Here is a 24,060-nt window from a genome sequence, read left to right on the forward strand (position 1 = left end):
GAGACACGCCAACATGAACAGCACGGTCGTCCAGGAACGCAGCGAAACAGTCCAATCTTCCACGCCGGCATCGAACGTCGTGCCGTTGCATGCGGCCGACGCCAAGCGCCGCGTCGCGGAAATCTTCGAGCGCGTGAAGGCCGAAGGCCGTACGTCGCTGACCGCGCCGGAAGGCAAGCTCGTCTGCGACGCCTACGGCATCGCGGTGCCGCAGGAAGGCGTTGCGACGAGCGCGGACGATGCCGCCAAGCTCGCGTCCTTCATCGGCTTTCCGGTGGTGCTGAAGATCGTCTCGCCGGAGATTCTGCACAAGACGGAGGCGGGCGGCGTGCTCGTCGGCGTGAAGAACGAAGCGGACGTGAAGGCGGGCTTCGCGACCATCATCGAGAACGCGAAGAAGTACGACGCGAACGCGACCATCGTCGGCGTGCAGGTTCAGCAGATGGTCGGCGCGGGACAGGAAGTCATCATCGGCGCGGTCACGGACCCGTCGTTCGGCAAGCTGATCGCGTTCGGGCTCGGCGGCGTGCTCGTCGAAGTGCTGAAGGACGTGACGTTCCGCTTGGCTCCTGTTACGCGCGAAGAGGCCGCGTCGATGCTCGACGGCATTCAGGCCGCCGATGTCCTGCGCGGCGTGCGCGGTTCGGAGGCCGTGAATCGCGAGGCGCTCGTGACGCTCGTCGAGCGCGTGTCGCGCCTCGTCGACGACTTCCCGCAAATCTCCGAAATGGACCTGAACCCTGTCTTCGCGAGCCCGAACGGTGCGGTGGCGGCGGACGTGCGCATTGTGATGGACTTCGAGCCGGCCGAGCCGCGTTATCGCCCGACGCAGGAGCAGATCGTCAAGCAGATGAACCGCATCATGAAACCGGATGCGGTCGCGGTGATCGGCGCGTCGAACGAGGACGGCAAGATCGGCAATTCGGTCATGAAGAACCTGATCAACGGCGGCTATCAGGGCGAGATCTATCCGATTCACCCGAAAGCCGACGAAATCATGGGCCGCAAGGCGTACAAGAGCGTGAAAGACGTGCCCGGCGTGATCGACGTGGCCGTGTTCGCGATTCCCGCGAAGTTCGTCGCGCAGGCGCTCGTCGAAGTGGGCGAGAAGCAGATTCCCGGCGCGGTGCTGATTCCGTCCGGCTTCGCCGAAACGGGCAATCAGGCCGGGCAGGAAGAATTGGTGCGGATCGCGCGTCAGTACGATATCCGCATGATGGGCCCGAACATCTACGGCTTCTACTACACGCCGAAGAACCTGTGCGCAACGTTCTGCACGCCGTATGACGTGAAGGGCAAGGCCGCGCTCTCGTCGCAATCGGGCGGCATCGGCATGGCGATCATCGGCTTTTCGCGCTCGGCGAAGATGGGCGTGTCCGCCATCGTCGGCCTCGGCAACAAGAGCGATATCGACGAGGACGATCTGCTCACGTTCTTCGAGCAGGACGACAACACGGAAATCATCGCGCAGCACTGCGAAGATTTGAAGGACGGGCGTTCCTTCGCGGAAGCCGCGCGGCGTGTGTCGAAGAAAAAGCCGGTCGTCGTGCTGAAGGCGGGCAGGACGAGCTTGGGCGCGCGGGCGGCGAGTTCGCACACGGGCGCGCTCGCGGGCAACGACAAAATCTACGAGGACGTGTTCGCGCAATGCGGCGTGATCCGCGCGCGGTCGCTGCGCGATCTGCTCGAATTCGCGCGCGGCATTCCGAAGCTGCCGACGCCGAAGGGCGAGAACACGGTCATCATCACCGGCGCGGGCGGCTCGGGCGTGCTGCTCTCGGACGCCTGCGTGGACAACGGCCTGTCGCTCATGACCATGCCCGACGATCTCGACGCCGCGTTCCGCAAGTTCATTCCGCCGTTCGGCGCAGCGGGCAATCCGGTCGATATCACGGGCGGCGAGCCGCCGACGACGTACAAGAACACGATTAAGCTCGGGCTCGAAGACGACCGTATCCATTCGATCATTCTCGGCTACTGGCACACGATCATCACGCCGCCGATGGTCTTCGCCAAACTCGTGATCGAAGTGAAGGAGGAGATGAAGGCGCGCGGCATCGAAAAGCCGATTGTTGCGTCGCTCGCCGGCGATGTGCAGGTGGAGGAAGCCGCCGAGTATCTGTACGAACACGGCGTGCCGGCCTACGCGTATTCGACCGAGTTGCCCGTCGCGGTGCTCGGCGCGAAATACAAATGGGCGCGCGGCGCGGGCCTGATCTGATCCGAGGATACGGCGCGGGCTGCGGCTCGCGCCCACAACAAAGGACTCCCGTGACCACCTGGATACGTTTCCGCGATGCCGACGGGCATATCGGCTTCGGCACGCTCGACGAGCGCTCGGGCCGCGTCGTGCAGCACGACGGCGCGCTGTTCGACCAGCCGCGCCCGACTGACATCTCCTTTCCCGTCGACGACCTCACGCTGCTCGCGCCGTGCGAGCCGAGCAAGGTCATCGCGCTGTGGAACAACTACTACGCGCTGTCGCAGAAGCTCGACAAGGCGCCGCCGCAGCATCCGCTTTTCCTCATCAAGCCGCCGATGTCGGTGATCGGGCCGAACGAATCGATCCGCCGGCCGAAGAATTATCACGGCAAGATTGCCTACGAGGGCGAACTGGGCATCGTGATCGGCAAAGCGGTATCGTGCGCGTCGGTGGAAGAAGCCGAGGATGCGATTTTCGGTTTTACCTGCGTGAACGACGTCACCGCGATCGAACTGCTTCAGGAAGATCCCAACTTCGCGCAGTGGTGCCGCTCGAAAGGTTTCGACACATTCACGTGCCTCGGGCCGGGAATCGTCAGCGGTTTCGACTGGCGCAGCGCGAATGTCGTGACCACGGTGGAAGGCGTCGAGCGCCAGAACTACCCGCTCGACGACATGATTTTCTCGCCCGCCGAGCAGGTCAGCCTGATTTCACACGACATGTCGCTCGCGCCCGGCGACGTGATCGCGTGCGGAACATCCATCGGCGTCGGGTCGATCAGGGACGGCGCGCGCGTCGATGTGTCCATCGCGGGGATCGGCACGTTGTCGAATGTGCTCGCCGCGTAGAGCATAAGACTGCCAAAAACGACAAAGCCGGCGCGCGAGGCGCCGGCTTTGTCGCTCAAACCGCGTGCGCGCTGCGGCGATACGCAGCGCGTCGCGCTTCAGACTACTAATCGCGATTCCACAACGCGCCCAGCAGGAATCCGACGGCCGCAGCGATCAGAATGCCGTTGATCGGCTGATCCGAGACGGCACTGCGAACGTTGTCGAGCGTCTGCCCGTACGTCTGCTGCAGCGAGCCGAGCGCCTGACGCGCCTTGCCCTCGACCTGCGTGCCCGAATCGCCCGTCAGCGCGCCGACCGCGTCTTGCACCTTGCCGACCACGTTTTGAGCCGTGCCTTCCACTTGATCTTGCACCATGGTGCCTCCCATTCTCGTTGAAGCGGTTTGCGTTGGTATTGCCCCGTTACTGCTTCGATTCAACCGGCAGCGCCGGAACGGACGATAGAGCACGCTTCGTGCCCAGCGCGCCGCCCGCTCACCTGCGGCTCACCAGATCCGCCACCAGCGCGAGCAAATCGTCGATGGAAAGCGGCTTTCTGCGAAACCGCGCGTCCGGATGATCGAGTTCCGGCGCGTTCGCGGCGGCGCTCATCAGAATGACCGGCACCTTGTTGAGCGTATCGCTTGCCGCGAGACTGCGGATCAACTCTACGCCGTCCATGTGCGGCATCATCCAGTCGGTGATGATGACGTCCGGCGCGTTCATCCTGGCGGCATCGAGCGCAATGCGTCCGTTCGACGCCGTCGTCACCTCGTAGCCTTCCATCTCCAGCACGAGCCGCCAGGTGGTCAGGATGTCGAATTCGTCGTCGACGACCAGGATCTTTTTCATGTGCGCGGGCCGGGATCGGTCACGGACAGCGCAGGCGAGAGCGACGCATGGCCGGACAGGATGCCTGTCGGCCCGATGAAGCTCTCCGTGATATGCAGGCCGCGCGCATCGATCGTCAGGCGGCGGATTCCGGAATCGTGCGCGCTCTCGCGCTGCTTGACGACCGACACCATGCGGCAAAGCGCGGAATTCGCCTCGACGTAGCGCATGAGGACGATGTTCTCGGTCATCGCGGACGCGCGCATGGTGGTGGGCGGCGCGGATTCGCCGTAGAGCGGCAGTTCTTCCGTGACGATGGTCGTGACGCCGACATCGCGCAGTCGCAAAGTGAGCGCGTTCAGGAACAGTCCGAAACGTTCCGCGCGGTTCGCCGACTGAAGAAAGCCATCGATGCCGTCCACCACGAGCCGCGACGCGTTCGTGCGCGCGACGACGCCGAGCAGTTGCGCGGCAAGTTCGTCGATGGACAGTTCGACCGCCGAGTGCCACTCGATCGCAAGGCGCCCGTCCTTCGCCGCGTCGGTCAGATCGATATTCACCGACCGCGCCTTCGCGAGCAGCCGGTCCGGCGATTCGTACAGGCCGAAATAGACACACCGCTCGCCCCGTTCCACACCCGCCTGCAAAAACTTGAGCCCGAGCAGCGTCTTGCCGACGCCGGACGGCCCGACGAGCGTCGTGGTCGAGCCGCGCGCCACGCCGCCGCCCATCATGCGGTCGAATTCGGGGAAGCTGAACGAAAGTTTCGAATCGTAGTGGCGTGGCGCGTGCTGGTTCGCGGCCGATGCCTCGAGACGCGGATACGCGATGACGCCGCCATTCGAGATGCTGAAAAAATGCTTGCCGAGCAGATGATCGCGGGCGCGCAGCTTATGCACCTCGATCTCGCGCGCCCGGCGCATGCCGGTGCTGAAGCGGTTCAGTTCGATCAGTCCGTCGACCAGCGTGTGCTCCGGATGCGGCTCGTTGCCCGAGAGCGGCGCGAGAATCAGCGTCGTGCACCGCGCCGCGCTGACGAACGCCGAAAGCTCGTGGATGAACTGCGAGAGTTCCAGCTCCGTCGAGCTGAACTCGCGCGCGCTGCGAAAGCCGTCGATCACCATGAAGCGCGGGCGGCTCGACTTGATCGTGGAAGCGATCAGCGCGAGAAAGCCGGAAAGGCCCTCGCGCATGAGTTCGTGGTAGCCGCTCACGAAGAGCATGCGGCCGGAAATGGCGTTGGCGTCGTAGAAGGACAGCGCGCGCAGATGCGAGAGCAACTTGGCGTGCGATTCCGCGATGAGCGTGATGTACAGCACCTTGTCGCCCTGCGCGACGCGATGAAAGCCGATTTGCGACGAGAGGATCGTCTTGCCCGCGCCCGCCATGCCTTCGATCATGTAGAGCCCGCCTTCGACAAAGCCGCCGCCGAGTATTTCGTCCAGGCCCGGGACGCCCGTGGTGACGTTGTCGTCGTTAGCGGCGCGCTCGGGTGAAGATTCGGAGGGAAGATTGTCGTCTTGGCTCATGGAATTTTCGTTTTTACTTGGCGGACAGGCTCGTAAAGAACGCGAATTATGGCTGACTACCGGCAACATGTCGCCGTTTGAATCGCTCGCATTCCTGCGCGGGCTTTGAGCGGGCGGCTCCGTCGAGCGTCCGCGCTGCCGTCGCAAGCGGTCCTCACAAGTGCACTGGCGTTTCCGCCTTGCATAATCCGAGCCCGTGGCGCTCAGATTGCCGCTTTGTCGCGGACAACGGCGATTTGAGAACCTTCTCATGGGCGGCGGACGTCGCCGCTGGTCAAATACGGTCTTCGATGTCGTGGAGCCGCGCGTTCTCCGGCTCCGCCTCCCGGCGCGTTGCGCCAGCCTCTCTTTATCTAGCCATGAACCGTTCGCACTCGATCTGGAGCGCCGTCGCGCTCGCCGCCTGTCTGACTTCGTATTTGCTTTCGTCGGCTACGCCTTCACGAGCCGCCGAGCCGTTGCCCGACGCGCATATTCTTTCCGCCGCGCCGTTTGCTTTCACCGCCGATCGCGGCATTTTCTCGCCAATGCCTGTTTCGCCTACGGACTCGCGCATATTTTCTCCGCTTCAAACGCCGGTTGGCCGCGAAACGGTGGAATTATCGGAGGCGCGGATAAGGCATCAGCAATTCGCATAACGTCCGTTTGAAACAGGCTCGCATTAATCGCGGCGTCTCGTCATAATTCGGGTTAATCCCATTGTCGATGGCCCGGGGATATTGCAATGAAACGCGTGGCTGTTTTGAAACTGGCGCTGATCGCGTGCTTCTGCGCGCTATCGATAAGCGTTTTCGGCGCGCCCGGCGAAGCGCAATCCGCCCGCCCGCCCGATACGCCAGAGAATGCATCATTGGCAAACGGCGACGTCGCGGAACTCGAAGTGTTGACCCGCGACGGCAAGATCATCGTCCTGCGGAAAACCGTGAAGGGCAGTTTCGGCGCGAGTCTCCATATTATCGCGAGCAAATGACGTATTACGCGGCGTTGTTTCAAATCGATAAAATCTGGCGCGTATTGAAGACGCAGAACGAGGCGCGCGCCGAATCGGTCTTTTCGGATTTCGCGAAGTCGTCGGTGACGCTGGCCGATTCGGAGATACGCCGCATCAAGCTCGAAGCTGAAACCGCCTACCTTCAGCGGCAGATCGCCGCGCAACAGGAACGAGCTAATCGCTTGCCGGCCGATCTCGATGTCGCTCAGGCGCAGCAAAGCGAAGCGGCGAGCCATCAGCAAGCGGAGCAGGACGCCATTCGCCGATTGCGCACTGAGCAAGCGGCGGCGCGCGCGCAACTCCACACGCTGCAATTGCGCGTGCAGGGGTTGCAGAAGCAGGCCGACGGCGATCTTCCTGCAGCCGGGAAATAACGCCTCATTCTCGGCTCGGAAAAGTTCGAGAAATTGGGATTTATCCCTGCGGGAGAGCCAAAATGCGTTGCTAAAATCGCAACGCTTCAAAACGCCCGCTTCCATTCAAGCCGGGAAAATCAGGCGTCATGTCGTATTGCATGGCGTGCCTGAATCCAGATCTCGCTTTCTCCAATCGAATTAAAGATGCTTAGAAAAACCGTTGCCGCCGTTCTCGCTGCCGCCGCTGTGCTCGCCGGTTGCTCCACAACTTCCGGGCCGACGTTCAATATCAATGAAATCCAGACATCGAGCGGGCAGAAGGCGTTCCGTTCCGAATGCTACGGCGTATTCCAGAACGGCAGTGCGTGCATGCAAGCCGCGCAGAAAATGTGCGGCAATCAGCCGGTGAATGTGTTGCAGAACGTCGAAGGCACGAATGCGCCGGGCAATGCGGGCGAAGTCGTCTTCACGTGCGGCATGCCGCAGCAAGCACCGGTTGTGCAGACGCCGGTTCAGCAAGCCGAACCGCAGCCTGTGGTCGCCGCCACGCCGGTCATCGCGCCGGTGCGCAAGGTCACGCTCGACGAGAAGACCAACTTCGCGTTCGACAGCGCGCAACTCACGCCGAAAGCCCGCGCCATTCTCGACAAGCTCATCGCCGAAGGTCGTGGCGTGACGTTCTCTTCGGTCGTGGTGCAGGGTTATACGGATTCCATCGGATCGGCGTCGTACAACGTCGCATTGTCCCAGCGCCGCGCGCGCGCCGTGCTGGAATACCTGAAGACCCACGGCCTGCAAGCGCAGGACTTCGCGACGAAGGCTTACGGCGAGTCGCATCCCATTGCATCGAACGCGACGAGCGTCGGCCGCGCCGAAAACCGTCGCGTGGAAGTCGTGCTGACGCAATAACGCGCTGAGGCGTCGCCATGAAAAAAAGCTCGCGGACCGCACAGTCCGCGAGCTTTTTTTCGTCGTCGCGATCCTCAGAAGAGGGCGAGTTGCTCCCGTCCCCGGCCGCCTTCGAGCGTCAGGAGCGATCGCTTCCGGTCCACGCCGCCTGCATAGCCCGTCAACTCGCCGTCGCCGCCGATCACGCGGTGGCACGGCACGATGATCGCCACCGGATTGCGCCCGTTCGCGCCGCCCACGGCCCGCGATGCCCCGGGCGGCAAGCCGAGCCGCCGCGCGAGATCGCCGTAGGTCCACGCGTCGCCGAAAGGAATCTGGCGCAAAAGGTCCCAGACCTGCTGCTGAAACGGCGTGCCGCGCAGCCTGACCGGCACTGAAAACGTCAGCCGCTCACCGGCGAAATATTGGGCGATTTCATCGCGCGCGGCTTCGATCACGCGCGGAGCGGGCCGGTCGTCGTGGTCAATCGCGTGCGGCGGCAGCCCGGCGGGAAAGTGTTTCTGCCCGACGAAAAAGAGGCCGGTCAGACACGCGTCCTCGGCGCGATACAGAATCGGGCCGAGCGGACTCGGGCGGACGTGGCATTCGGTCACGCTGCGCTCTCCAGACCCGCGATGCCGTCAGATGAACGGATTGTCGGCCGTGCCGGTGGGCGCGGGCGGCTCGTCCGGCAGCTTTGCCGGCAGATGCGCGTCCTTCGCGAGCGACTCGACGATTGCGCCGAGCGCGTCGTGCAGCGCCTTCGCGGCGGCGAGGCCGGCCTGGTCCCGCGCGATGGTCAGATCGCCGCTGATCGTCACGCGCGTCTTGCCGTTGACGATGTTGATGGCGTCGCCCGCGATGTTCAGGGCGTCGGTATCGTTGGCAAAGGGCTTAAACACCTCTCAATCCTCCAATTCGTTTGTCTTTGAGCGCGTCCGGAATGCCGGGAAACGCGAGACCGCTCATGGCTTCGAGTTCGCGCACGGTCTTCATCGTATAGGTATCCGTCGGCGTGTTCTCGACGACCACCGCGAACGCAATCTGCCGCTGCGGCAAATACACGACCTTGTACAACTGCGTCGGCACGAACACGCGCGATTCGCCGATCGTCTGCAATTGCCGGCCCGAAAAGAGCGGCCCGGTGACGACGTACGCCTCGCCCGATTCCTCCGTGAGCCGGCGCACCGCCTGCTCGATGCGCGACCAGATGCGCCGGTTGTTCGACGGGTCCTGCGGCACGATGTTCGCGAGCGAGAACGACTCGGCCATGCCCTGCTTGCTCGCGCGATCACCCGCCGGACTCATGTGGCCGCGGTCGTAGCCGCTGCGCTTGTAGTCGTCGAGTTGCGCGCTGTCGCCGCGCGGCAGCCGCTTGTCGACGAAGAAGCGATTGGTGCGCGTGTTGTCCTTCGCATCATCGACGCTCTGCGCCGTGAGATGTTCCGCCGACCACAGCGGCCCGTGCGTAACGCCCGAGTGCAGGAGCGCGAAGTCCGAGTAGCAGATTTCCTGCGTGGACGCTCGCATCTTCGCGTTCGTCACGACGGGTTCGCGCCCGGACGGGCTGAACTGCGGGCAGTCGTTCGCGACCGCGCTGATGCACACGGCGCCGAGAAGCGCGGCGACGAGTGCCTTGAACCTTGCTTGCATGCTTTGAAATTCCCGACTGATTGCGATGCTTCGAACACCCCCGGCCGCGCCCGATTCGATGCGCGGCCAGCGAGGGCGGCACAGTATAAGGGCTTGCCGCGCGCTAGAATCGCTCGGGCCATTCATCTCGATAAAAACAGCCCATGAAATCGATGCCTGTCTTCGCGCGATCCCTGCTGCTGACTCTGGCCTCGTGCGCGTCGTTGATCGCGGCAGCGCCCGCGTCCGCCGATGAACCCGCCTACGGTCCCGAGTTGCAGGGCTTCGACTATCCGTATCCGGTCGCGCGCTTCGCGTTCACGTCGCAGCGGCAGGTGCTGCGCATGGCGTATATGGACGTGCATCCGGCGCACCCCAACGGGCGCACGGCGGTGCTGCTGCACGGGAAGAACTTCTGCGCGGCGACGTGGAAACAGACCATCGAGACGTTGTCCGATGCGGGCTATCGCGTGATTGCGCCGGATCAGATCGGCTTTTGCAAGTCGACGAAGCCCGAGCGGTATCAGTACAGTTTCCAGCAACTGGCGCGCAACACGCACGCGCTGCTCGGCGCGCTCGGCGTGAATCGCGCGACGCTGATCGCGCATTCGACCGGCGGCATGATCGCGGTTCGGTACGCGCTCATGTATCCGCAGGAGACCGAGCAACTGGCGCTCGTCAATCCGATCGGGCTGGAGGACTGGAAGGCGAAGGGTGTGCCGTCCATTTCCATCGACGACTGGTATGCGCGCGAGCTCAAGACGAGCGCCGAGGGCATTCGCAATTACGAGAAGAACACGTATTACGCGGGTCAGTGGCGCGACGACTACGAGCCGTGGGTGCAGATGCTCGCGGGCATGTATCGCGGGCCGGGGAAGGATATCGTCGCGTGGAATTCGGCGCTGCTGTACGACATGATTTATACGCAGCCCGTCGTCTACGAGTTCGACCGCATCAAGCCGCCGACGCTGCTGCTGATCGGCGACAAGGATACGACAGCCATCGGCAAGGACCTCGCGCCGCCCGACATTCGCGCGACGCTCGGGCGCTACCCCGAATTGGCGAAACTGGCGAAGGAGCGGATTCCGAACGCGACGCTTGTCGAGTTTCCGGACGCCGGGCACGCGCCGCAGATGCAGGAGCCGGCGGCGTTCCATAAGGCGTTGCTCGATGGGCTCGCGGCGGTGCATCCGAAAGCCGAATGACGCTTCACCGCGAATGGCCCGCGCACGACGCCCGCTCGACCGAAGGCAGCTGAACCAGCAGCGTGACGCCTCGCGCGACCATGAAAACGGCGAGCGCGAGCCATAACCCGTGATTGCCGAGCGCGCCCGTGAAGGCCCAAGCCGCGAGCAGAAAGATGGCGGCTGACGCGGGCATCGCGCGCATCAGTTCGCGCGTGCCGGTCGCGCCGATGAACACGCCGTCGAGCTGAAAGCCGGCGACGGACACGAGCGGCAGAATCGCCGCCCACGGCAGAAAGCGCAGCGCCGCCGCGCGCACGGCGGCCTGATCCGTCAGCCGTCCGATGATCCATTCGCCGCCCAGCCAATAGACGACGGAAAAGCCCGCCGCGCCGATGGCGGACCACAGCATCGTCACCTTGACGGCCTGACGGAACGCGTGGCGGTCGCGCGCACCGGCGGCCGCGCCGACCAGCGCTTCGGCGGCGTGCGCGAAGCCGTCGAGTCCGAATGCCATGAACGTCTGAAAGTTCAGCAGGAGCGCGTTAGCGGCGAGAATCGTGTCGCCCTGACGCGCGCCCACGTGCGCGAACCAGCCGAACGCGCCCAGCAGACACAGCGTGCGCACGAAAATATCGCGGTTGAGGGCGACGAGGCGCCTGATCGCGCGTGCATCGATCAGGCTGCGGAGCGCGAGCGGCGGCAAGCCGCGCTCGCGCAGATGCCAGAGAATGGCGAGACCGAACGCGAAGCCGCAGAAATCGGCGAAGGCGGTTGCCGCGCCGATGCCCGCGATGCTCCAGCCGAAGCGATACACGAAAAGCAGCACCGCGACGATGTTCACGGCGTTGATGAACACCTGCGACGCGAGCGCGAGCCGCACGCGCTGGCAGCCGAGCAGATAGCCGAGCACCGCGTAGTTGCCGAGCGCGAACGGCGCGGCCCAGATGCGCGCGTGGCAATACGCGCTCGCCGTCTGCTGCACGGCCGCGCTGCCGCCGAGCGCGGCGAGCGCATAGCGGATGATCGGCGCTTGCAGCGCGAGCACGGCCACGCCGATCGCGAGCGCCAGCATCAGCGCGCGCAGCACGTGTGCGCGCAGCGCGGCGGCATCGCGCGCGCCGAACGCCTGCGCCACGAGCCCGGTCGTGCCCATGCGCAGAAAGCCGAAGCCCCAGAACACGAAGCTGAAGACGAGCCCGCCGAGCGCCACGCCGCCGAGATACTGCGGGCCGTCGAGATGGCCGGCGACGGCGGTATCGACCGCGCCGAGAATCGGCTGAGTCAGATTCGCGAGGACGATGGGGAAAGCGAGCGTCAGCACGCGGCGATGCCAGTGCGTGGGCAGGGCGGCGCGTTGCGAGGAATCGTCGGGAGCGGTCAAGTGGCTTAGAAGGGCGTCGGAGGGAAACGCGACATTGTCGTCAGCGCAGGGCGACGGCGCAACGTCCGAGCCCAGCCGATAATGCGAATCCAGTCAGCGCCTTCGCCCTTCGATGAGAACTTTCCTGCTGTATGTCCTGACCGCCATAGCCGAAATCGCGGGCTGCTATTTCCCGTACCGATGGCTCAAAGGCGGCGGCTCGCCGTGGCTGATCGTGCCGGGCGCGCTGTCGCTCGCGCTCTTCGCGTGGCTGCTGACCTTGCACGATGCCGCCGCCGGACGCGTCTATGCGGCGTATGGCGGCGTCTATATCGGCGTGGCGATTGCGTGGCTATGGGCGGTCGAGCGCATCCGGCCGAGCGCGTGGGACGTGGCAGGCGCGGCGATCGCGCTCGTCGGCATGTGCGTGATCGCCTTTCAGCCGCGTTGACGCGTCACGGTCACATCACGCTTCGAGCGCGAGCAGCGCGAAGGTCGCGAGCCAGTGCTCGCCCATGTAGTCGCCCGCGACATGTTCGATGCCGGCCGCGAGGTGCTCGGCGGCGCTCGCCTCCAGCACGGCGACGCGCGCATCGCCGGGCGGCAGCGCCCGCGCGATCGTGCGCTGACACCACGCGCGGCTCAGGTTCAGGCCGTCGAGATGCGCAAGCTTGCCGTCGCTGCGGTCCGTGACGGTGGCGGGCAGGAACAGCGTCGCCGGTTCCCGGTCGGCGAGGCGCGGCAGGAAGGCATCGAGCCAGCCGGCGAAGCGTGCGTCGGGCAGGACGTGACGCATGAGCACGGCTTCCATCAGCGAAGGCGACAGAAATTCGTCGCCCGCAGGCTCCCACGCCTGACACCCCGCGTCGTTCTCGAACCAGCGCCTCGCGGTTGCGACGAGCAGCCGTTCGAACGACGCATTGCCGACGGCGCGCGCGTAGCCGAGCGAGAGCGTCAGCGCGAACGCCATGTTGAAATGTGTGCCCACGCGCAGCGGATACGTCGACTTAGGCAGGAACTCCGTGAAGCGATCGACGAACGCATCCGCGAGCGGTTGCAGCGCGCGTGCCCAGCGCGCGCCGTCGGTCGATTGCATCGCGTGCAACTGGCCCGCGAGCGCTAGCAGCCACGCCCAGCCGTACGGCCGCTCGAAACCACGCGACGCGGGGCGCTCCAGATAAGCGACTTCGGCGGCGACATTCGCCTCGGTAAAATGCTCGTCGATGACCGCGCGAATGCGCCCGGCTTCGGCCAGGCCGGGAAAGCGATCGAAGAGGCACGCAATCAGCCAGTAGCCGTGCACGCACGAATGCCAGTCGAAGCTGCCGTAGAAGATCGGATGCAGCGCGCGCGGGCTTTGCGCGTCCGCATCGCTCGCCAGCACGTGATCGAGCTTGTTCGGGTACTCGCGCGTCAAATGGCCGAGCGCCACTTGCGCGAACTTCGACGCGAGCGCGGCGTCGAGCGTGACCGGTTTCTGCTTGTCCATGCAAACCTCGCGTTTCCGTTATCCGATTCGGCCTGAAACCGAGACTTTATCGATAAATGCTCGATAAAGTCTCTCACTGGGGAAATCACCTAGCCATGGGCGAGAAGAAGGCCGCTCGTCCGCCGCCCGCCGTGCATACACTCGTTGCAAGCTGCGAGAAAGGGCTTCGCGCCGATCACATGACACGCGGTTTCGCGCGCCGACGCGCCGACGCGTCGTTTAAACTTGCGCCCGAACGCCGAAAGAGCGTTCCGTCCCGGACTTGAGCGCCGGGCTTGCCATCCGACAGAGACACAAGAGTTCAGCACACATGACCGATCTTCCCCAATACACCGCAGAGGACACCCGGCGACGCGTTTTCGCCATCGTCGGCGCATCGTCGGGCAATCTCGTCGAATGGTTCGACTTCTATATCTATTCGTTCCTTGCGCTGTACTTCTCGGCCGCGTTCTTCCCCGGAAGCAATCCGACCGTGCAGCTGCTCAACACGGCGGGCGTGTTCGCGGCGGGCTTTCTGATGCGTCCGATCGGCGGCTGGCTGTTCGGCCGGATCGCCGACAAGCACGGCCGCCGAAACGCGATGATGATCTCCGTGCTCATGATGTGCGGCGGCTCGCTCGTCATCACCTTTCTGCCGACTTACGCGAGCATCGGCGCATGGGCGCCGCTCCTGCTCTTGATCGCGCGGCTGTTTCAGGGCTTGTCGGTGGGCGGCGAATATGGCACGAGCGCCACGTATATGAGCGAAGTGGCGCTGCGCGGCCGGCGCGGATTCTTTGCGTCATTCCAGTACGTCACGCTGATCGGCGGGCAGCTCGCCGCGCTGCTCGTGCTCGTCATCCTCCAGCTTTTTCTGTCGACGGAAGAACTGAAGGCGTGGGGCTGGCGGATTCCGTTTTTCGTGGGCGCGTGCGCGGCGCTCGTTTCGCTGTATCTGCGCCGATCGCTCAATGAAACGACGACCGCCGAAATCCGCGAGCGCAAGGAAGCCGGCACGCTCGCCGGGCTGATGCAGCACAAGGGCGCGTTCATGACCGTGGTCGGCTTCACGGCGGGCGGCTCGCTCATCTTCTACACGTTCACCACGTACATGCAGAAGTATCTGGTCAACACCGCGGGCATGCACGCGAAGACCGCGAGCAACGTGATGACGGTCGCGCTCCTCGTCTATATGCTGTTGCAACCGGTGTTCGGCGCGCTGTCGGACCGCATCGGCCGCCGCCAGTCGATGCTGTGGTTCGGCGCGCTCGCCACGCTGTGCACGGTGCCGCTGCTGCACGCGCTGCGCGACGTGACGAGTCCGGTCATGGCGTTCGTGCTCGTCGTCGCGGCGCTCGCCATCGTGAGCTTTTATACGTCGATCAGCGGTCTCATCAAGGCCGAGATGTTTCCGCCGGAAGTGCGCGCGCTGGGCGTGGGTCTTTCGTATGCGGTAGCGAACGCCGTGTTCGGCGGATCGGCGGAATATGTCGCCCTCAAGTTCAAGACGGAGGGCATGGAGTCCGGCTTTTACTGGTATGTAACGGTCATGTGCGCGATCTCGCTTCTGGTGTCTTGGAGGATGATGGACCCGAGCAAGGAAGGGTATCTGCGCAACGAACCGTAAGCTTTCTGCCGCGTCCGGACCAGCGCGGCATTCTCAATCCGGCGCACCCGGCGCGGACATCGAAGTCCGCCCGGCTTGCCGATGTCGGTAGTATGGTGTTTTATGCGGTATGTATCGGTAGACGACGCGCCGGGCCCGGCGCGCGGTGGCAACTGGAAACAGGATAAGCATGCGCGCGGCCGGATCGCGCGCTACAGCGAGGCGCGGCGTGCTGCGTCCCGGTCTGCAGGGAGCCTGTCCATGGAAGATTTCGACGAAACGTTGTTTGTCGTCTGGCGATCGAACCTGAACGTTCTGGTCGGTTCGCCTGGCGGCGCGGCGCGTCTTGCGCGCATGATGAACTTCTCGCCGTCGTTCATGAAGCTCATCGTCGCGGGTCAACGGGACTTCAACGAGGAGTTCGTGCGCGGCATCGAACTCGTGTCCGGCCTGCCGCCTCATTGGATGGACGAGCGCCGCAATGCCGCCGACGTGCCCGCCGAAGTCAAGCGCGCGCTCGACGAAGAAAGGCCGTTCGCCGTCTTTCGCGGCACCGCGCACCCCGCGCCGAAGCGTTCCGTGTTGCGCGGCCCGGAGCCGCTTCTCTCGCAGACGGAAGCCACGCGGCGCGTCGCCGATCTCGCGCAACAGCAGGCGGAAGTCAACCGGCGCGATCTGCTTTTCAGGAAGAATCGGGAACTGCTGTCACAGGATTTGCGCCGGCTGGAACGCCAGCTCGGACTGCTGCAAGTGGAACCGATGCTGCCGCGAGCCGACGAACTCATCGCCTCCGACCGCATGAGCGAAGCGGCAAAGGCCGATCTGTCCGGGCGGCTCGAACAGATCGACAAGCACGTGAAGCTGCTGCATCAGCACGTCGAGAAACTCGTCGCGCTGCTTTCGACGCCGGACGAGCCGGGTCCGAACGACAGCTGATTTACTTCTTCGCTCGCTTGTCTTCGGCTTGTGACTCCGGCTCAGGATGCACCGCAATCGGATCGCTGGCCGGGAACGTCTCTTCGAGGGCTTCGTCGAGCAAGTCCTCCTCGTTCGCCGGGTTCTGCTCTTTCGTCGGTTCTTTCTGGCGTGGCTGGGTCATGGCGCGCTCCGCGATGTGAGTCGGACGTCTCAATATAGCAGTCGCGCCATCAGCGCGCCCACCGGTAGTCCACCGGGCGCACGCCTGTCCATTTGCGAAACGCGCGCCGGAACGCGCTCGGTTCCGAGAAGCCGAGCGCGGCGGCGATTTCCGGAATGGTCTCGTTCGTGTCCGCGAGGCGCGAGATGGCGAGGTCGCGGCGCAGCGCATCCTTGATCGCCTGAAGCGTCAGCCCTTCCTGTTTCAGACGCCGCCGCAGCGTGGCTTCGGCCATATTCAGCGACACCGCCATGCGATCCGCGTCCGGCCAGTCGGCTGGCGCAGTCTCGCGTAGGCGCTTGCGGATGCGCGCCGCAAGCGACTCGGGATTGCGATACTTCACGATGAAGTTGGCGGGCGCATCGCGCAGAAACGTCTTCAGTGTCGACGCTGTCTGCACCACGGCAAGCGCCGCGCACTCGGGCGCGAGATCGACATAGCTTTGCGGCTGATCGAAGCGCATTGCGTCGCAGAACATCAGGCGGTATTCGTCGCTGTCGTGCGGCTGTGCGCAGCGAAGATTCGCGGCGAGCACCGGAATACGCCGCCCGACGAGCCAGCACAGCAAGCCATATACGAGGATGAAGCCCGTCGCGTAGGCGAACATCGTCTTCGGCGCGTGCGCGTCGCGCAGCACGATCCGCACGCGTTTCTCGTCGATGTGCGGCTCGAACGTCAACTCGTCGAGCACGAGCCGCATGAAAGCCGCGATGCGTCCGAGCGCCTGCGCGCCGTCGCGCGCGCCGAGCGCCGCCTGCGACATCAGCACGAAGCTGCCGCGCCGCATCGGGTGCGGGTCCTGGCCGAAGAATTCGTCGTCGAGCGCGTCGGCTATCGCGTGCCACAGTCGGCCGTACTGCGCGGGCGAGACGCGGGCGCGCGGCGAATCCAGCATCGCCGGCGCGATGCCCGCGCTCTGTAGCAGCGCCGCGCGCGCCATGCCGCGCGCTTCGGCGCAGCGCAGCGCCGCATCGACGAGACTGACGGCGATCGAATCGCGCTCGAAATCTCTTCTGCGGATTGGGGTTGTCACTAGGTGGCGAAAGCGTTCAGTTAGCGTGATCGTTCTGGTCATCGGCCGGGCACGGATGATTGCCTAGACTGGCGAAGCGCCCGCCGCCGACCGGCGAGCCAGTGTATCCGAACGACTGACGAGGCCATTTGCGAGTTCAACCATGATCGACAGTTTTCTCACCGAAGAGCAGCGCATGATCCGCGATGCGGCGCGCCAGTTTTCGGCTGAAGTGCTCGCGCCGAACGCGGGCCAGTGGGACCGCGACGGCGCGATTCCCGATGCCGTCGTGCGCCAGTTGGGCGAACTCGGCCTGCTCGGCATGATCGTGCCGGCGGAACTCGGCGGCACCTACAGCGACTACACCGCCTACGCGCTCGCGATGGAGGAAATCGCCGCGGGCTGCGCGTCGTGCGCGACGATGATGAGCGTGCACAACTCCGTCGGCTGCGGGCCGATTCTCGCGTACGGCACCGACCCGCAAAAGGCCGAATGGCTGCCGAAGCTCGCGAGCGGCGAAGTGATCGGCGCGTTCTGCCTGACCGAGCCGCAAGCCGGCTCCGAGGCGAACAACCTGCGCGTGCGCGCGGTCGAGCGCGACGGACAGTGGGTCATCTCGGGCAGCAAGCAGTTCGTGACGAACGGGCGGCGCGCGGGCGTCGCCATCGTGTTCGCCGTGACCGATCCGGAAGCGGGCAAGCGCGGCATTTCGGCGTTCATCGTGCCGACGAACACACCGGGCTTCAACGTCGGGCCGCAGGAGCACAAGCTCGGCATCCGCGCATCCGATACGTGTCCGATCACCTTCGACGACTGCGCGGTTCCCGCCGCGAATCTGCTCGGCGCGCGCGGCGAGGGGCTCAAGATCGCGCTGTCCAACCTGGAAGGCGGGCGCATCGGCATTGCGGCGCAGGCGCTCGGCATCGCGCGCGCGGCCTTCGACGCAGCCCGCGCTTACTCGCGCGATCGCGTGCAGTTCGGCAAGCCGATCCGCGAGCATCAGTCGGTCGCGAACATGCTCGCCGACATGCAGACGCAGATCAACGCCGCGCGGCTTCTGGTGCTGCACGCGGCGCGCATGCGCACGGAGGGCGTGCCGTGTCTGTCGGAGGCGTCGCAGGCGAAGCTCTTCGCGTCCGAGATGGCCGAGCGCGTGTGCTCGGACGCGATCCAGATTCACGGTGGCTACGGCTATCTTCAGGATTACCCGGTGGAGCGGCATTATCGCGATGCGCGCATCACGCAGATATACGAAGGCACGAGCGAAGTCCAGCGCATGGTGATTGCGCGCAATGTCTAGCGGCATATAAAAGGAGACGCCATGAATCGAGCCCGGCCGTTCATCGAAGCGAGAGACTTTCTGCTGCGTCACCGTACCGACTACGACACCGCGTATCGCGAGTTCAAATGGCCCGTGCTCGACCGCTTCAACTGGGCGCTCGATTATTTCGATCCGATGGCGCGCGGCAACGACGCGCCTGCGCTTTGCATCGTGGATGAAAGCGGCGATGAAACGCGCCTCAGCTTTGCGGAAATGAGCGAGCGGTCGGCGCGTGTAGCGAATCACCTGCACGCAATCGGTGTAAAGCGCGGGGAGCGCATCCTGCTGATGCTGCCTAATCGCGTCGAGCTGTGGGAAACCATGCTCGCCGCGATGAAGCTCGGCGCAGTCGTGCTGCCCGCGACGACGCAGCTCGCGAGCGGCGATCTGCGCGATCGCATCGCGCTCGGGCGCGTGGACCACGTCATCGTGGATGCGATCGAGACGCACAAGTTCGACGGCATCGACTTGCGCGGACTGCGTATGTCCGTCGGCGGCGCGCGCGACGGCTGGCTCGGCTACGACGCGGCGTACGATGCATCGCCCGAATTTCACGCGGACGGCGAAACCAAGGCGAGCGATCCGTATCTGCTGTACTTCACGTCGGGCACCACGTCGAAGCCGAAGCTCGTCGCGCATACCCACGAAAGCTATCCGGCCGGGCATCTTTCGACGATGTACTGGATCGGCCTGCAACCCGGCGACGTGCACTGGAACATCAGTTCACCCGGCTGGGCGAAACACGCGTGGAGCTGCTTCTTCGCGCCGTGGAATGCGCAGGCGTGCGTGTTCATCTACAACTTCAGCCGCTTCGACGCCGCGCGCACGCTGAACGTGCTCGTGACGCACGACGTCACCACGCTCTGCGCGCCGCCGACCGTGTGGCGCATGCTCGTGCAGGAACCGCTGGCGTCGTACAAGGTGAAGCTGCGCGAGATCGTCGGGGCGGGCGAGCCGTTGAATCCGGAAGTCGTCGAGCGCGTGCAGGCAGCGTGGGGGGTGCCGATCCGCGATGGCTACGGACAGACGGAAACCACCGCGCAGATCGCCAACTCGCCGGGCCAGCGGCTCGTGCCCGGTTCGATGGGACGTCCGCTGCCGGGGTATCGCGTGGTGCTGCTCGATGCGGAGGGCAATCGCGCCGACGAAGGCGAGATTGCGCTCTCGCTCGATCCGCCGCCGCTCGGGCTCATGACCGGTTACGCGGACAACCCCGCCGCCACCGAGAACGCGATGCGCGGCGGCTTTTATCGCACATCCGACGTCGCGGCATGCGGCGCGGACGGCTACTTCACGTATGTCGGCCGCGCCGACGACGTGTTCAAGTCTTCCGATTACCGTCTGAGCCCGTTCGAACTGGAGAGCGTGCTGATCGAACACGAAGCGATTGCCGAGGCCGCGGTCGTGCCGAGCCCCGATCCGCTCCGGCTTTCGGTGCCGAAAGCGTTCGTCACGCTGCGGCACGGCTTCACGATGGGCCCGGACCTCGCGCGCAGCGTCTTCGCGTTCTCGCGCGAGCGGCTGGCGCCGTACAAGCGCATCCGGCGTATCGAATTCGCCGAATTGCCCAAGACGATCTCCGGCAAGATCCGGCGCGTCGATTTGCGCCGGCAGGAAGCGGCCCGCGCGCCCGACGGCGCGCGCGGCGCATTCGAATTCTGGGAGGACGATTTCCCCGAACTGCGACAGTCGGGCGTGGCCGATGCAGCGAAATGATCGGGCGAGGCGTTGCATCGTCGGTCGGAGGAATTGGCAAGCAAATGTAACGCGGGGCAGCGCGCCGCGAACCGTCGGGAGGGCTGCTGGTCGAAACGGCTCATTCACGTCGGAACATTTGAAGGAGGAACCCGATCATGTCGAATCGGTCGCTACGGAACGCGCTTTTTGCAACGGCTCTCGCAGGCGCGCTCGCGACGCCGGCCGCGTCTTACGCACAAATCAATCTCCAGCAGTTCGGCTTCGGCAACAAGTCGGAGTCGTCGGGCCAGGCCGGCGATAGCGCGGCGCAGCCGTCCGCGCTCGGCTCGCTCGTGCAGAACTATCTCGGCGCGAACCAGCAAGTGTTGAGCGGGCAGTCGAGTCTTGCCTCGGCGATGGGCATGTCGAGCGTCGCGAGCCAGGCGCAGTCGGCGGCGGGCATGTTGTCGAGCGCGACGAGCGGCGGCGCGCCGAGCACCAGCATGTTGTCGCAGCTCGGCGGCACGCAGCAGAGCGTGTCGCAATCGCTCATGCAGGCGTTCGCGAACAAGTCGGCAACGCCGCCGACCGCCGCGAGCAAGCAGACGTTCACGGACGGACTGGCGTCGCTCGGCCAAGGCGTGAAGCAGTATGCCGGGCTTCAGTCGGACCTGGGCGCGGTGAAGAACACGATGAACGTGTCGTCGCTTCTGCAGGCGGGATCGAACCCGGCGACGGCGCAGGCGGCCACTTACATCGCGCAGTCGGCGCCGGGGCAACTGCAATCGCTCGTGCAAACTTTGACACAGGCCGTGCAGTACGCGAAGACGAACGGCATCTCGGTGCCGTCCATTGCGAGCTCCGCGCTCGGCATGGGCAAGTAAGCGGCAGTATCGCGAACAAAAAAAGGCGAGGCACGGGGCCTCGCCTTTTTATTTCGTGAGCTCGCTCCCTTCGATGACTACATCGAAGCACGCCGCAGCGACAGCCGCGTCAGGATGGGAAGCGTATGCGCGCGACGCTGCTGCGACACCAGCGGCGGCAAAAAAGAGATCTCGGCGCTCTCCGCCAGATGCATGCGGGGTTCCGGGTCGAGCACTTCGAGCGCAGGCGGCTCGACGAGTTCTTCGACTTCTTCTGCCACCAGGACTCGCGCGGGCTCTTCGGCTTTGAGCCCGAGCGAACGACGCACATCCACGCCACGCGTGCGGACGGTGAAGCCCGCGCTGCGGATTAGACTCTCGCGCGTTCTCCAGAACGCGGCGGCGGACGGGGGCATGGCGTGCATCGACACATATTCGATCACGATTTCATAGCCCCGGACTTTGGGGTAATTCAGCAGTAATTTACCCGACCGGATATATCGGGTGTAGCGGTCGATTTTCTTCGTCAGTAAATCCTGGTGCAGTTCTTCGTCTTGCCAGTCGAGTTCGTCGAAAAGGCCAACATATACCTGCTTGAACAGAATATTGATTCCGATGTAATCGATGGCGTCCACGTCGCGCAGAGACATGGTCTTTCCCCTACGCCCTTCAGCGGGCAAGTATCAAAGACCCGCATTGTAACGGATGTGTGCCGTCGATTTCGCTTGAAACGCCGCGTGCGGTAAGGCGCAACAGCGTTTTTAGTCACACTCCTAAGACACATTTGGAATAAATCCGACAATTCCGCGCGATTGTGTAAAAACTCATTTTGAGATAAATCACGGACGCGGCCGCGACTCATCCGCCAATCCCTTTTCCGGCGCCGCGCGGGCGATTTCCTCGTTGGAGATTGCCTCGACTTGAGGCATGGACGGCTGCTCGTTAATCCACGCATTCAAAATGGTCGAAGTGACGGCAAGAATAACGGGCCCGATGAATAATCCGACTATTCCGAATGCGAACATGCCGCCGAGTACGCCGGAGAGAATCAGCAGCATCGACAGATTGACGCCGCGCTGAATCAGGAGCGGACGCAGAAAGTTGTCGAGCATCGCGATCATGAGCGACCACACGAGCAACAAAGCTGCCGCGACGTGCGAGCCGTGCCAGAAAAGCCATGCGACGCCGCCGAGCAGCGGCAGGAGCGGGCCGATCTGCGCGAGACACAGCATGAGCATGACCGCCGTGATGACGCCGGCGGCCGGCACACCGGCGATCCACAAACCGATTCCGCCGAGCGCCGACTGCGTCACCGCCGTCACGACGATGCCCAGCGCCACCGCGCGCACGGCCAGCCCGGCGAGCTTGACGGCCTCGGCGCCGCGCTGCGCCGCGACGCGCGTCGCGAAGCGCACCACGAAGCTGCCCGCCGCCTCGCCGCGCGTGTACAGAATCCCGGCGATGATGATGGTGATGACCATGTGCATCACGAACACGCCGACGACCGCCGCGTGCGAGAGCATCCAGCGCGCCGCGATGGTCACGTAAGGTTCGAGCTTCGCGAGCATGCCGCCGGGGCCGGCGTCGGAAAGCGATTGCCATTCGGCCGAGACGCGCTGCCCGACGAGCGGAACGTCGTGGACCCAGGCGGGCGGCGGCGGCAGCGCGTACGTCGGCAGGCTCTTGATCGCGGACATGATCTCGCCGCCATGCAGCGCGAGCGTGCTGATCGCCTGATAGAGCGGCAGCACGATCACGATCAGCAGTCCGAGCAGCATGACCGTGGTCGCGATCCAGCGGCGATTGCGGCAACGGCGCTGCACCGCGAGCATCAGCGGCCACGTGGCGACGACGATGGTCGTCGCCCAGATGAGACCCGGCAGAAACGGCCGCAGGATGAACAGGCTGCCGGCCGCGAGCGCCGAAAGAATGGCGATCACGAGCAGAATGCGGGCGATGTCGACCGGCTGTCGCGGATTCAGGTTCGGCTGCCCGTTGGGAGAAATTTGCATGATGCGAACGTGTCGGGATGATTCGATGCGCGCGGCGAGCGGCGCATCTGCTAAGGAATAAGCGAAAGCGGTTGCGCAAGCAAGCGCCTTGCAGCGGCAGACCGCGATCATACGGTATCCGATGCATGGCCCGCCGCCGCCCGACCGCTCAGTCGTAGCGGTACACGCCGCGCTTGGTCTTGCGTCCGAGATGCCCCGCGGCGACGAGTTCGCGCAGCAACGGGCACGCGCGGTACTTGGAATCGCCGAAGTCTTTCAGGAAAACGTCCATCACGGAGAGGCACACGTCGAGGCCGATCAGATCCGCGAGCGCGAGCGGGCCGATCGGGTGATTCGCGCCGAGTTTCATGCCCGTGTCGATCTCCTCGGCCGTTGCCACCCCTTCATACAGCACGAAAAACGCCTCGTTGATCATCGGCACGAGCACGCGATTGACGACGAAGCCGGGCGAATTGCGCACGCCGATCGGCGATTTGTCGAGCTTCTCGGTGAGTTCACGCACGGCTGCCACCGTTTCGTCGCTCGTCTGCACGCCGCGGATCACTTCCACCAGTTGCAACAGCGGCACCGGATTGAAGAAGTGCATGCCGATTAACCGCTCCGAATGCGCGAGCGTCGCGGCGAGCGCCGTAATCGAAATGGACGACGTGTTCGATGCGATGATCGCGTCCGCCCGCGCCGCCGCCTCGATCTGCCCGAGAATGCGATGCTTGAGCTCGACGTTTTCGGTCGCTGCTTCGATCACGATGTCCGCTTTCGAAAGCCGCGCATAGTCCGTGGACGTCTCGATGCGCGCGATGGCCGCGTCGCGCGTGGCGGCGTCGAGCTTGTCCTTCGCGACGAGGCGTTCGAGACTCGCAGTCAGCGTGGCGACGCCCTTGGCGAGCGCGGCGTCGGTGACGTCGATCATCACGACGTCGAAGCCCGCGACGGCCGCGACCTGCGCGATGCCGTTGCCCATCGTTCCTGCCCCGACGATACCGACGGTCTGAATGTTCATGCTGCGTTCCTCCTGTTCGTGATGTGTTGAGATAGTTGATCCGCGCGCCCACGCTGATTCTAAACAGCAGCGTTGAGCCACGCCTTGGCGATGCGATATTTCCTAATCTTTGACCTACACTCAGTTCATCAAACGACGGCCGGCAAGCAGTTGATAG

At 64.5% G+C, this 24,060-nt stretch carries 25 protein-coding genes; 12 read left to right on the top strand and 13 right to left on the bottom strand.

From position 1 onward, the window contains the following. Positions 1-13: 13 nt before the first annotated feature. Positions 14-2,221, top strand: a complete 2,208-nt coding sequence (locus NCR37_RS14150) for an acetate--CoA ligase family protein (RefSeq protein ID WP_250473515.1) — start codon at positions 14-16, stop codon at positions 2,219-2,221. Positions 2,222-2,271: 50 nt separating this feature from the next. Further along, positions 2,272-3,051 carry a fumarylacetoacetate hydrolase family protein gene (locus NCR37_RS14155; RefSeq protein WP_250473516.1) on the top strand — a complete coding sequence of 260 codons (780 nt, stop codon included), beginning with the start codon at positions 2,272-2,274 and terminating at the stop codon, positions 3,049-3,051. Between the two features lie 106 nt (positions 3,052-3,157). On the opposite strand, the gene NCR37_RS14160 is transcribed toward NCR37_RS14155, so the two are convergent. From NCR37_RS14160 to NCR37_RS14170, 3 genes are all read right to left on the bottom strand, one after another. Further along, positions 3,158-3,409: a CsbD family protein gene (locus NCR37_RS14160; RefSeq protein ID WP_250473517.1), complete on the bottom strand. Its 252-nt coding sequence runs from the start codon at positions 3,407-3,409 to the stop codon at positions 3,158-3,160. Between the two features lie 118 nt (positions 3,410-3,527). Next, entirely contained in the window at positions 3,528-3,884 is a 357-nt protein-coding gene (locus NCR37_RS14165) for a response regulator (protein WP_250473518.1), read from the bottom strand. Next, positions 3,881-5,392: an ATPase domain-containing protein gene (locus NCR37_RS14170; RefSeq protein ID WP_250473519.1), complete on the bottom strand. Its 1,512-nt coding sequence runs from the start codon at positions 5,390-5,392 to the stop codon at positions 3,881-3,883. Before NCR37_RS14170 ends, NCR37_RS14165 begins: the two co-directional genes overlap by 4 nt. Before the next feature lie 724 nt (positions 5,393-6,116). Here NCR37_RS14170 and NCR37_RS14175 point away from each other — a divergent pair. From NCR37_RS14175 to NCR37_RS14185, 3 genes are all read left to right on the top strand, one after another. Then, entirely contained in the window at positions 6,117-6,362 is a 246-nt protein-coding gene (locus NCR37_RS14175) for a DUF2968 domain-containing protein (RefSeq protein ID WP_250473520.1), read from the top strand. Further along, complete coding sequence (locus NCR37_RS14180; protein ID WP_250473521.1) at positions 6,359-6,757, top strand: DUF2968 domain-containing protein; 399 nt, start codon at positions 6,359-6,361, stop codon at positions 6,755-6,757. Before NCR37_RS14175 ends, NCR37_RS14180 begins: the two co-directional genes overlap by 4 nt. A gap of 186 nt (positions 6,758-6,943) precedes the next feature. Next, complete coding sequence (locus NCR37_RS14185; RefSeq protein ID WP_250473522.1) at positions 6,944-7,648, top strand: OmpA family protein; 705 nt, start codon at positions 6,944-6,946, stop codon at positions 7,646-7,648. A gap of 74 nt (positions 7,649-7,722) precedes the next feature. On the opposite strand, the gene NCR37_RS14190 is transcribed toward NCR37_RS14185, so the two are convergent. Genes NCR37_RS14190 through NCR37_RS14200 form a run of 3 tightly spaced genes read right to left on the bottom strand, consistent with a single transcriptional unit; the run spans position 7,723 to position 9,280 of the window. Then, positions 7,723-8,241 carry a methylated-DNA--[protein]-cysteine S-methyltransferase gene (locus NCR37_RS14190; protein WP_250473523.1) on the bottom strand — a complete coding sequence of 173 codons (519 nt, stop codon included), beginning with the start codon at positions 8,239-8,241 and terminating at the stop codon, positions 7,723-7,725. Between the two features lie 27 nt (positions 8,242-8,268). Next, complete coding sequence (locus NCR37_RS14195; RefSeq protein WP_175941054.1) at positions 8,269-8,529, bottom strand: hypothetical protein; 261 nt, start codon at positions 8,527-8,529, stop codon at positions 8,269-8,271. Continuing rightward, on the bottom strand, positions 8,522-9,280 hold the full coding sequence (locus NCR37_RS14200) for a DNA/RNA non-specific endonuclease (protein ID WP_250473524.1): 759 nt from the start codon (positions 9,278-9,280) through the stop codon (positions 8,522-8,524). The genes NCR37_RS14195 and NCR37_RS14200 overlap by 8 nt, the downstream gene beginning before the upstream one ends. A 143-nt stretch (positions 9,281-9,423) precedes the next feature. Between NCR37_RS14200 and NCR37_RS14205 the strand changes: the two genes are divergently transcribed. After that, positions 9,424-10,464, top strand: coding sequence for an alpha/beta fold hydrolase (locus NCR37_RS14205; protein WP_502800528.1), 1,041 nt, complete (start codon positions 9,424-9,426; stop codon positions 10,462-10,464). A gap of 4 nt (positions 10,465-10,468) precedes the next feature. Here NCR37_RS14205 and NCR37_RS14210 read toward each other — a convergent pair whose 3' ends face one another. Further along, positions 10,469-11,827 carry an MATE family efflux transporter gene (locus NCR37_RS14210; RefSeq protein WP_250473525.1) on the bottom strand — a complete coding sequence of 453 codons (1,359 nt, stop codon included), beginning with the start codon at positions 11,825-11,827 and terminating at the stop codon, positions 10,469-10,471. A 112-nt stretch (positions 11,828-11,939) separates the two neighbouring features. On the opposite strand from NCR37_RS14210, the gene NCR37_RS14215 reads away from it, so the two are divergent. Further along, entirely contained in the window at positions 11,940-12,257 is a 318-nt protein-coding gene (locus NCR37_RS14215; protein ID WP_250473526.1) for a YnfA family protein, read from the top strand. Between the two features lie 15 nt (positions 12,258-12,272). Here the strand turns inward: NCR37_RS14215 and NCR37_RS14220 are convergent, their stop codons facing one another. Beyond that, positions 12,273-13,295, bottom strand: coding sequence for a DUF2891 domain-containing protein (locus NCR37_RS14220; protein WP_250473527.1), 1,023 nt, complete (start codon positions 13,293-13,295; stop codon positions 12,273-12,275). Between the two features lie 310 nt (positions 13,296-13,605). Here NCR37_RS14220 and NCR37_RS14225 point away from each other — a divergent pair, with 310 nt between their 5' ends. Both NCR37_RS14225 and NCR37_RS14230 read left to right on the top strand, forming a co-directional pair. After that, on the top strand, positions 13,606-14,901 hold the full coding sequence (locus NCR37_RS14225; RefSeq protein WP_250473528.1) for an MFS family transporter: 1,296 nt from the start codon (positions 13,606-13,608) through the stop codon (positions 14,899-14,901). A gap of 240 nt (positions 14,902-15,141) precedes the next feature. Next, the gene (locus tag NCR37_RS14230; protein ID WP_244849881.1) at positions 15,142-15,816 is read left to right on the top strand and encodes a hypothetical protein; all 675 of its coding nucleotides are present in this window, start codon (positions 15,142-15,144) and stop codon (positions 15,814-15,816) included. A gap of 1 nt (position 15,817) precedes the next feature. Here the strand turns inward: NCR37_RS14230 and NCR37_RS14235 are convergent, their stop codons facing one another. Both NCR37_RS14235 and NCR37_RS14240 read right to left on the bottom strand, forming a co-directional pair. Further along, positions 15,818-15,979: a hypothetical protein gene (locus tag NCR37_RS14235; protein WP_250473529.1), complete on the bottom strand. Its 162-nt coding sequence runs from the start codon at positions 15,977-15,979 to the stop codon at positions 15,818-15,820. Positions 15,980-16,028: 49 nt separating this feature from the next. After that, positions 16,029-17,093 (bottom strand): AraC family transcriptional regulator, encoded by a 1,065-nt coding sequence (locus tag NCR37_RS14240; protein WP_284506885.1) that lies wholly within the window; start codon positions 17,091-17,093, stop codon positions 16,029-16,031. Positions 17,094-17,196: 103 nt separating this feature from the next. Here NCR37_RS14240 and NCR37_RS14245 point away from each other — a divergent pair, with 103 nt between their 5' ends. The 3 genes from NCR37_RS14245 to NCR37_RS14255 all read left to right on the top strand — a co-directional run bounded on the left by NCR37_RS14245 (position 17,197) and on the right by NCR37_RS14255 (position 20,912). After that, positions 17,197-18,330 (top strand): acyl-CoA dehydrogenase family protein, encoded by a 1,134-nt coding sequence (locus tag NCR37_RS14245; protein WP_350029064.1) that lies wholly within the window; start codon positions 17,197-17,199, stop codon positions 18,328-18,330. A gap of 21 nt (positions 18,331-18,351) precedes the next feature. Beyond that, positions 18,352-20,067, top strand: coding sequence for an AMP-binding protein (locus NCR37_RS14250; protein ID WP_250473532.1), 1,716 nt, complete (start codon positions 18,352-18,354; stop codon positions 20,065-20,067). A 137-nt stretch (positions 20,068-20,204) separates the two neighbouring features. Beyond that, the gene (locus tag NCR37_RS14255) at positions 20,205-20,912 is read left to right on the top strand and encodes a hypothetical protein (RefSeq protein WP_250473533.1); all 708 of its coding nucleotides are present in this window, start codon (positions 20,205-20,207) and stop codon (positions 20,910-20,912) included. A 77-nt stretch (positions 20,913-20,989) separates the two neighbouring features. Here NCR37_RS14255 and NCR37_RS14260 read toward each other — a convergent pair whose 3' ends face one another. The 3 genes from NCR37_RS14260 to NCR37_RS14270 form a co-directional block, all read right to left on the bottom strand. After that, the gene (locus NCR37_RS14260) at positions 20,990-21,541 is read right to left on the bottom strand and encodes a DUF6572 domain-containing protein (protein ID WP_250473534.1); all 552 of its coding nucleotides are present in this window, start codon (positions 21,539-21,541) and stop codon (positions 20,990-20,992) included. Between the two features lie 189 nt (positions 21,542-21,730). Beyond that, positions 21,731-22,903, bottom strand: coding sequence for an AI-2E family transporter YdiK (gene ydiK / locus NCR37_RS14265; RefSeq protein ID WP_250473535.1), 1,173 nt, complete (start codon positions 22,901-22,903; stop codon positions 21,731-21,733). Between the two features lie 148 nt (positions 22,904-23,051). Beyond that, positions 23,052-23,903, bottom strand: a complete 852-nt coding sequence (locus tag NCR37_RS14270) for a 3-hydroxybutyryl-CoA dehydrogenase (protein ID WP_250473536.1) — start codon at positions 23,901-23,903, stop codon at positions 23,052-23,054. Positions 23,904-24,060: the final 157 nt, after the last annotated feature.

Source organism: Caballeronia sp. GAFFF1, assembly GCF_023630705.1.
Classification (GTDB): domain Bacteria; phylum Pseudomonadota; class Gammaproteobacteria; order Burkholderiales; family Burkholderiaceae; genus Caballeronia.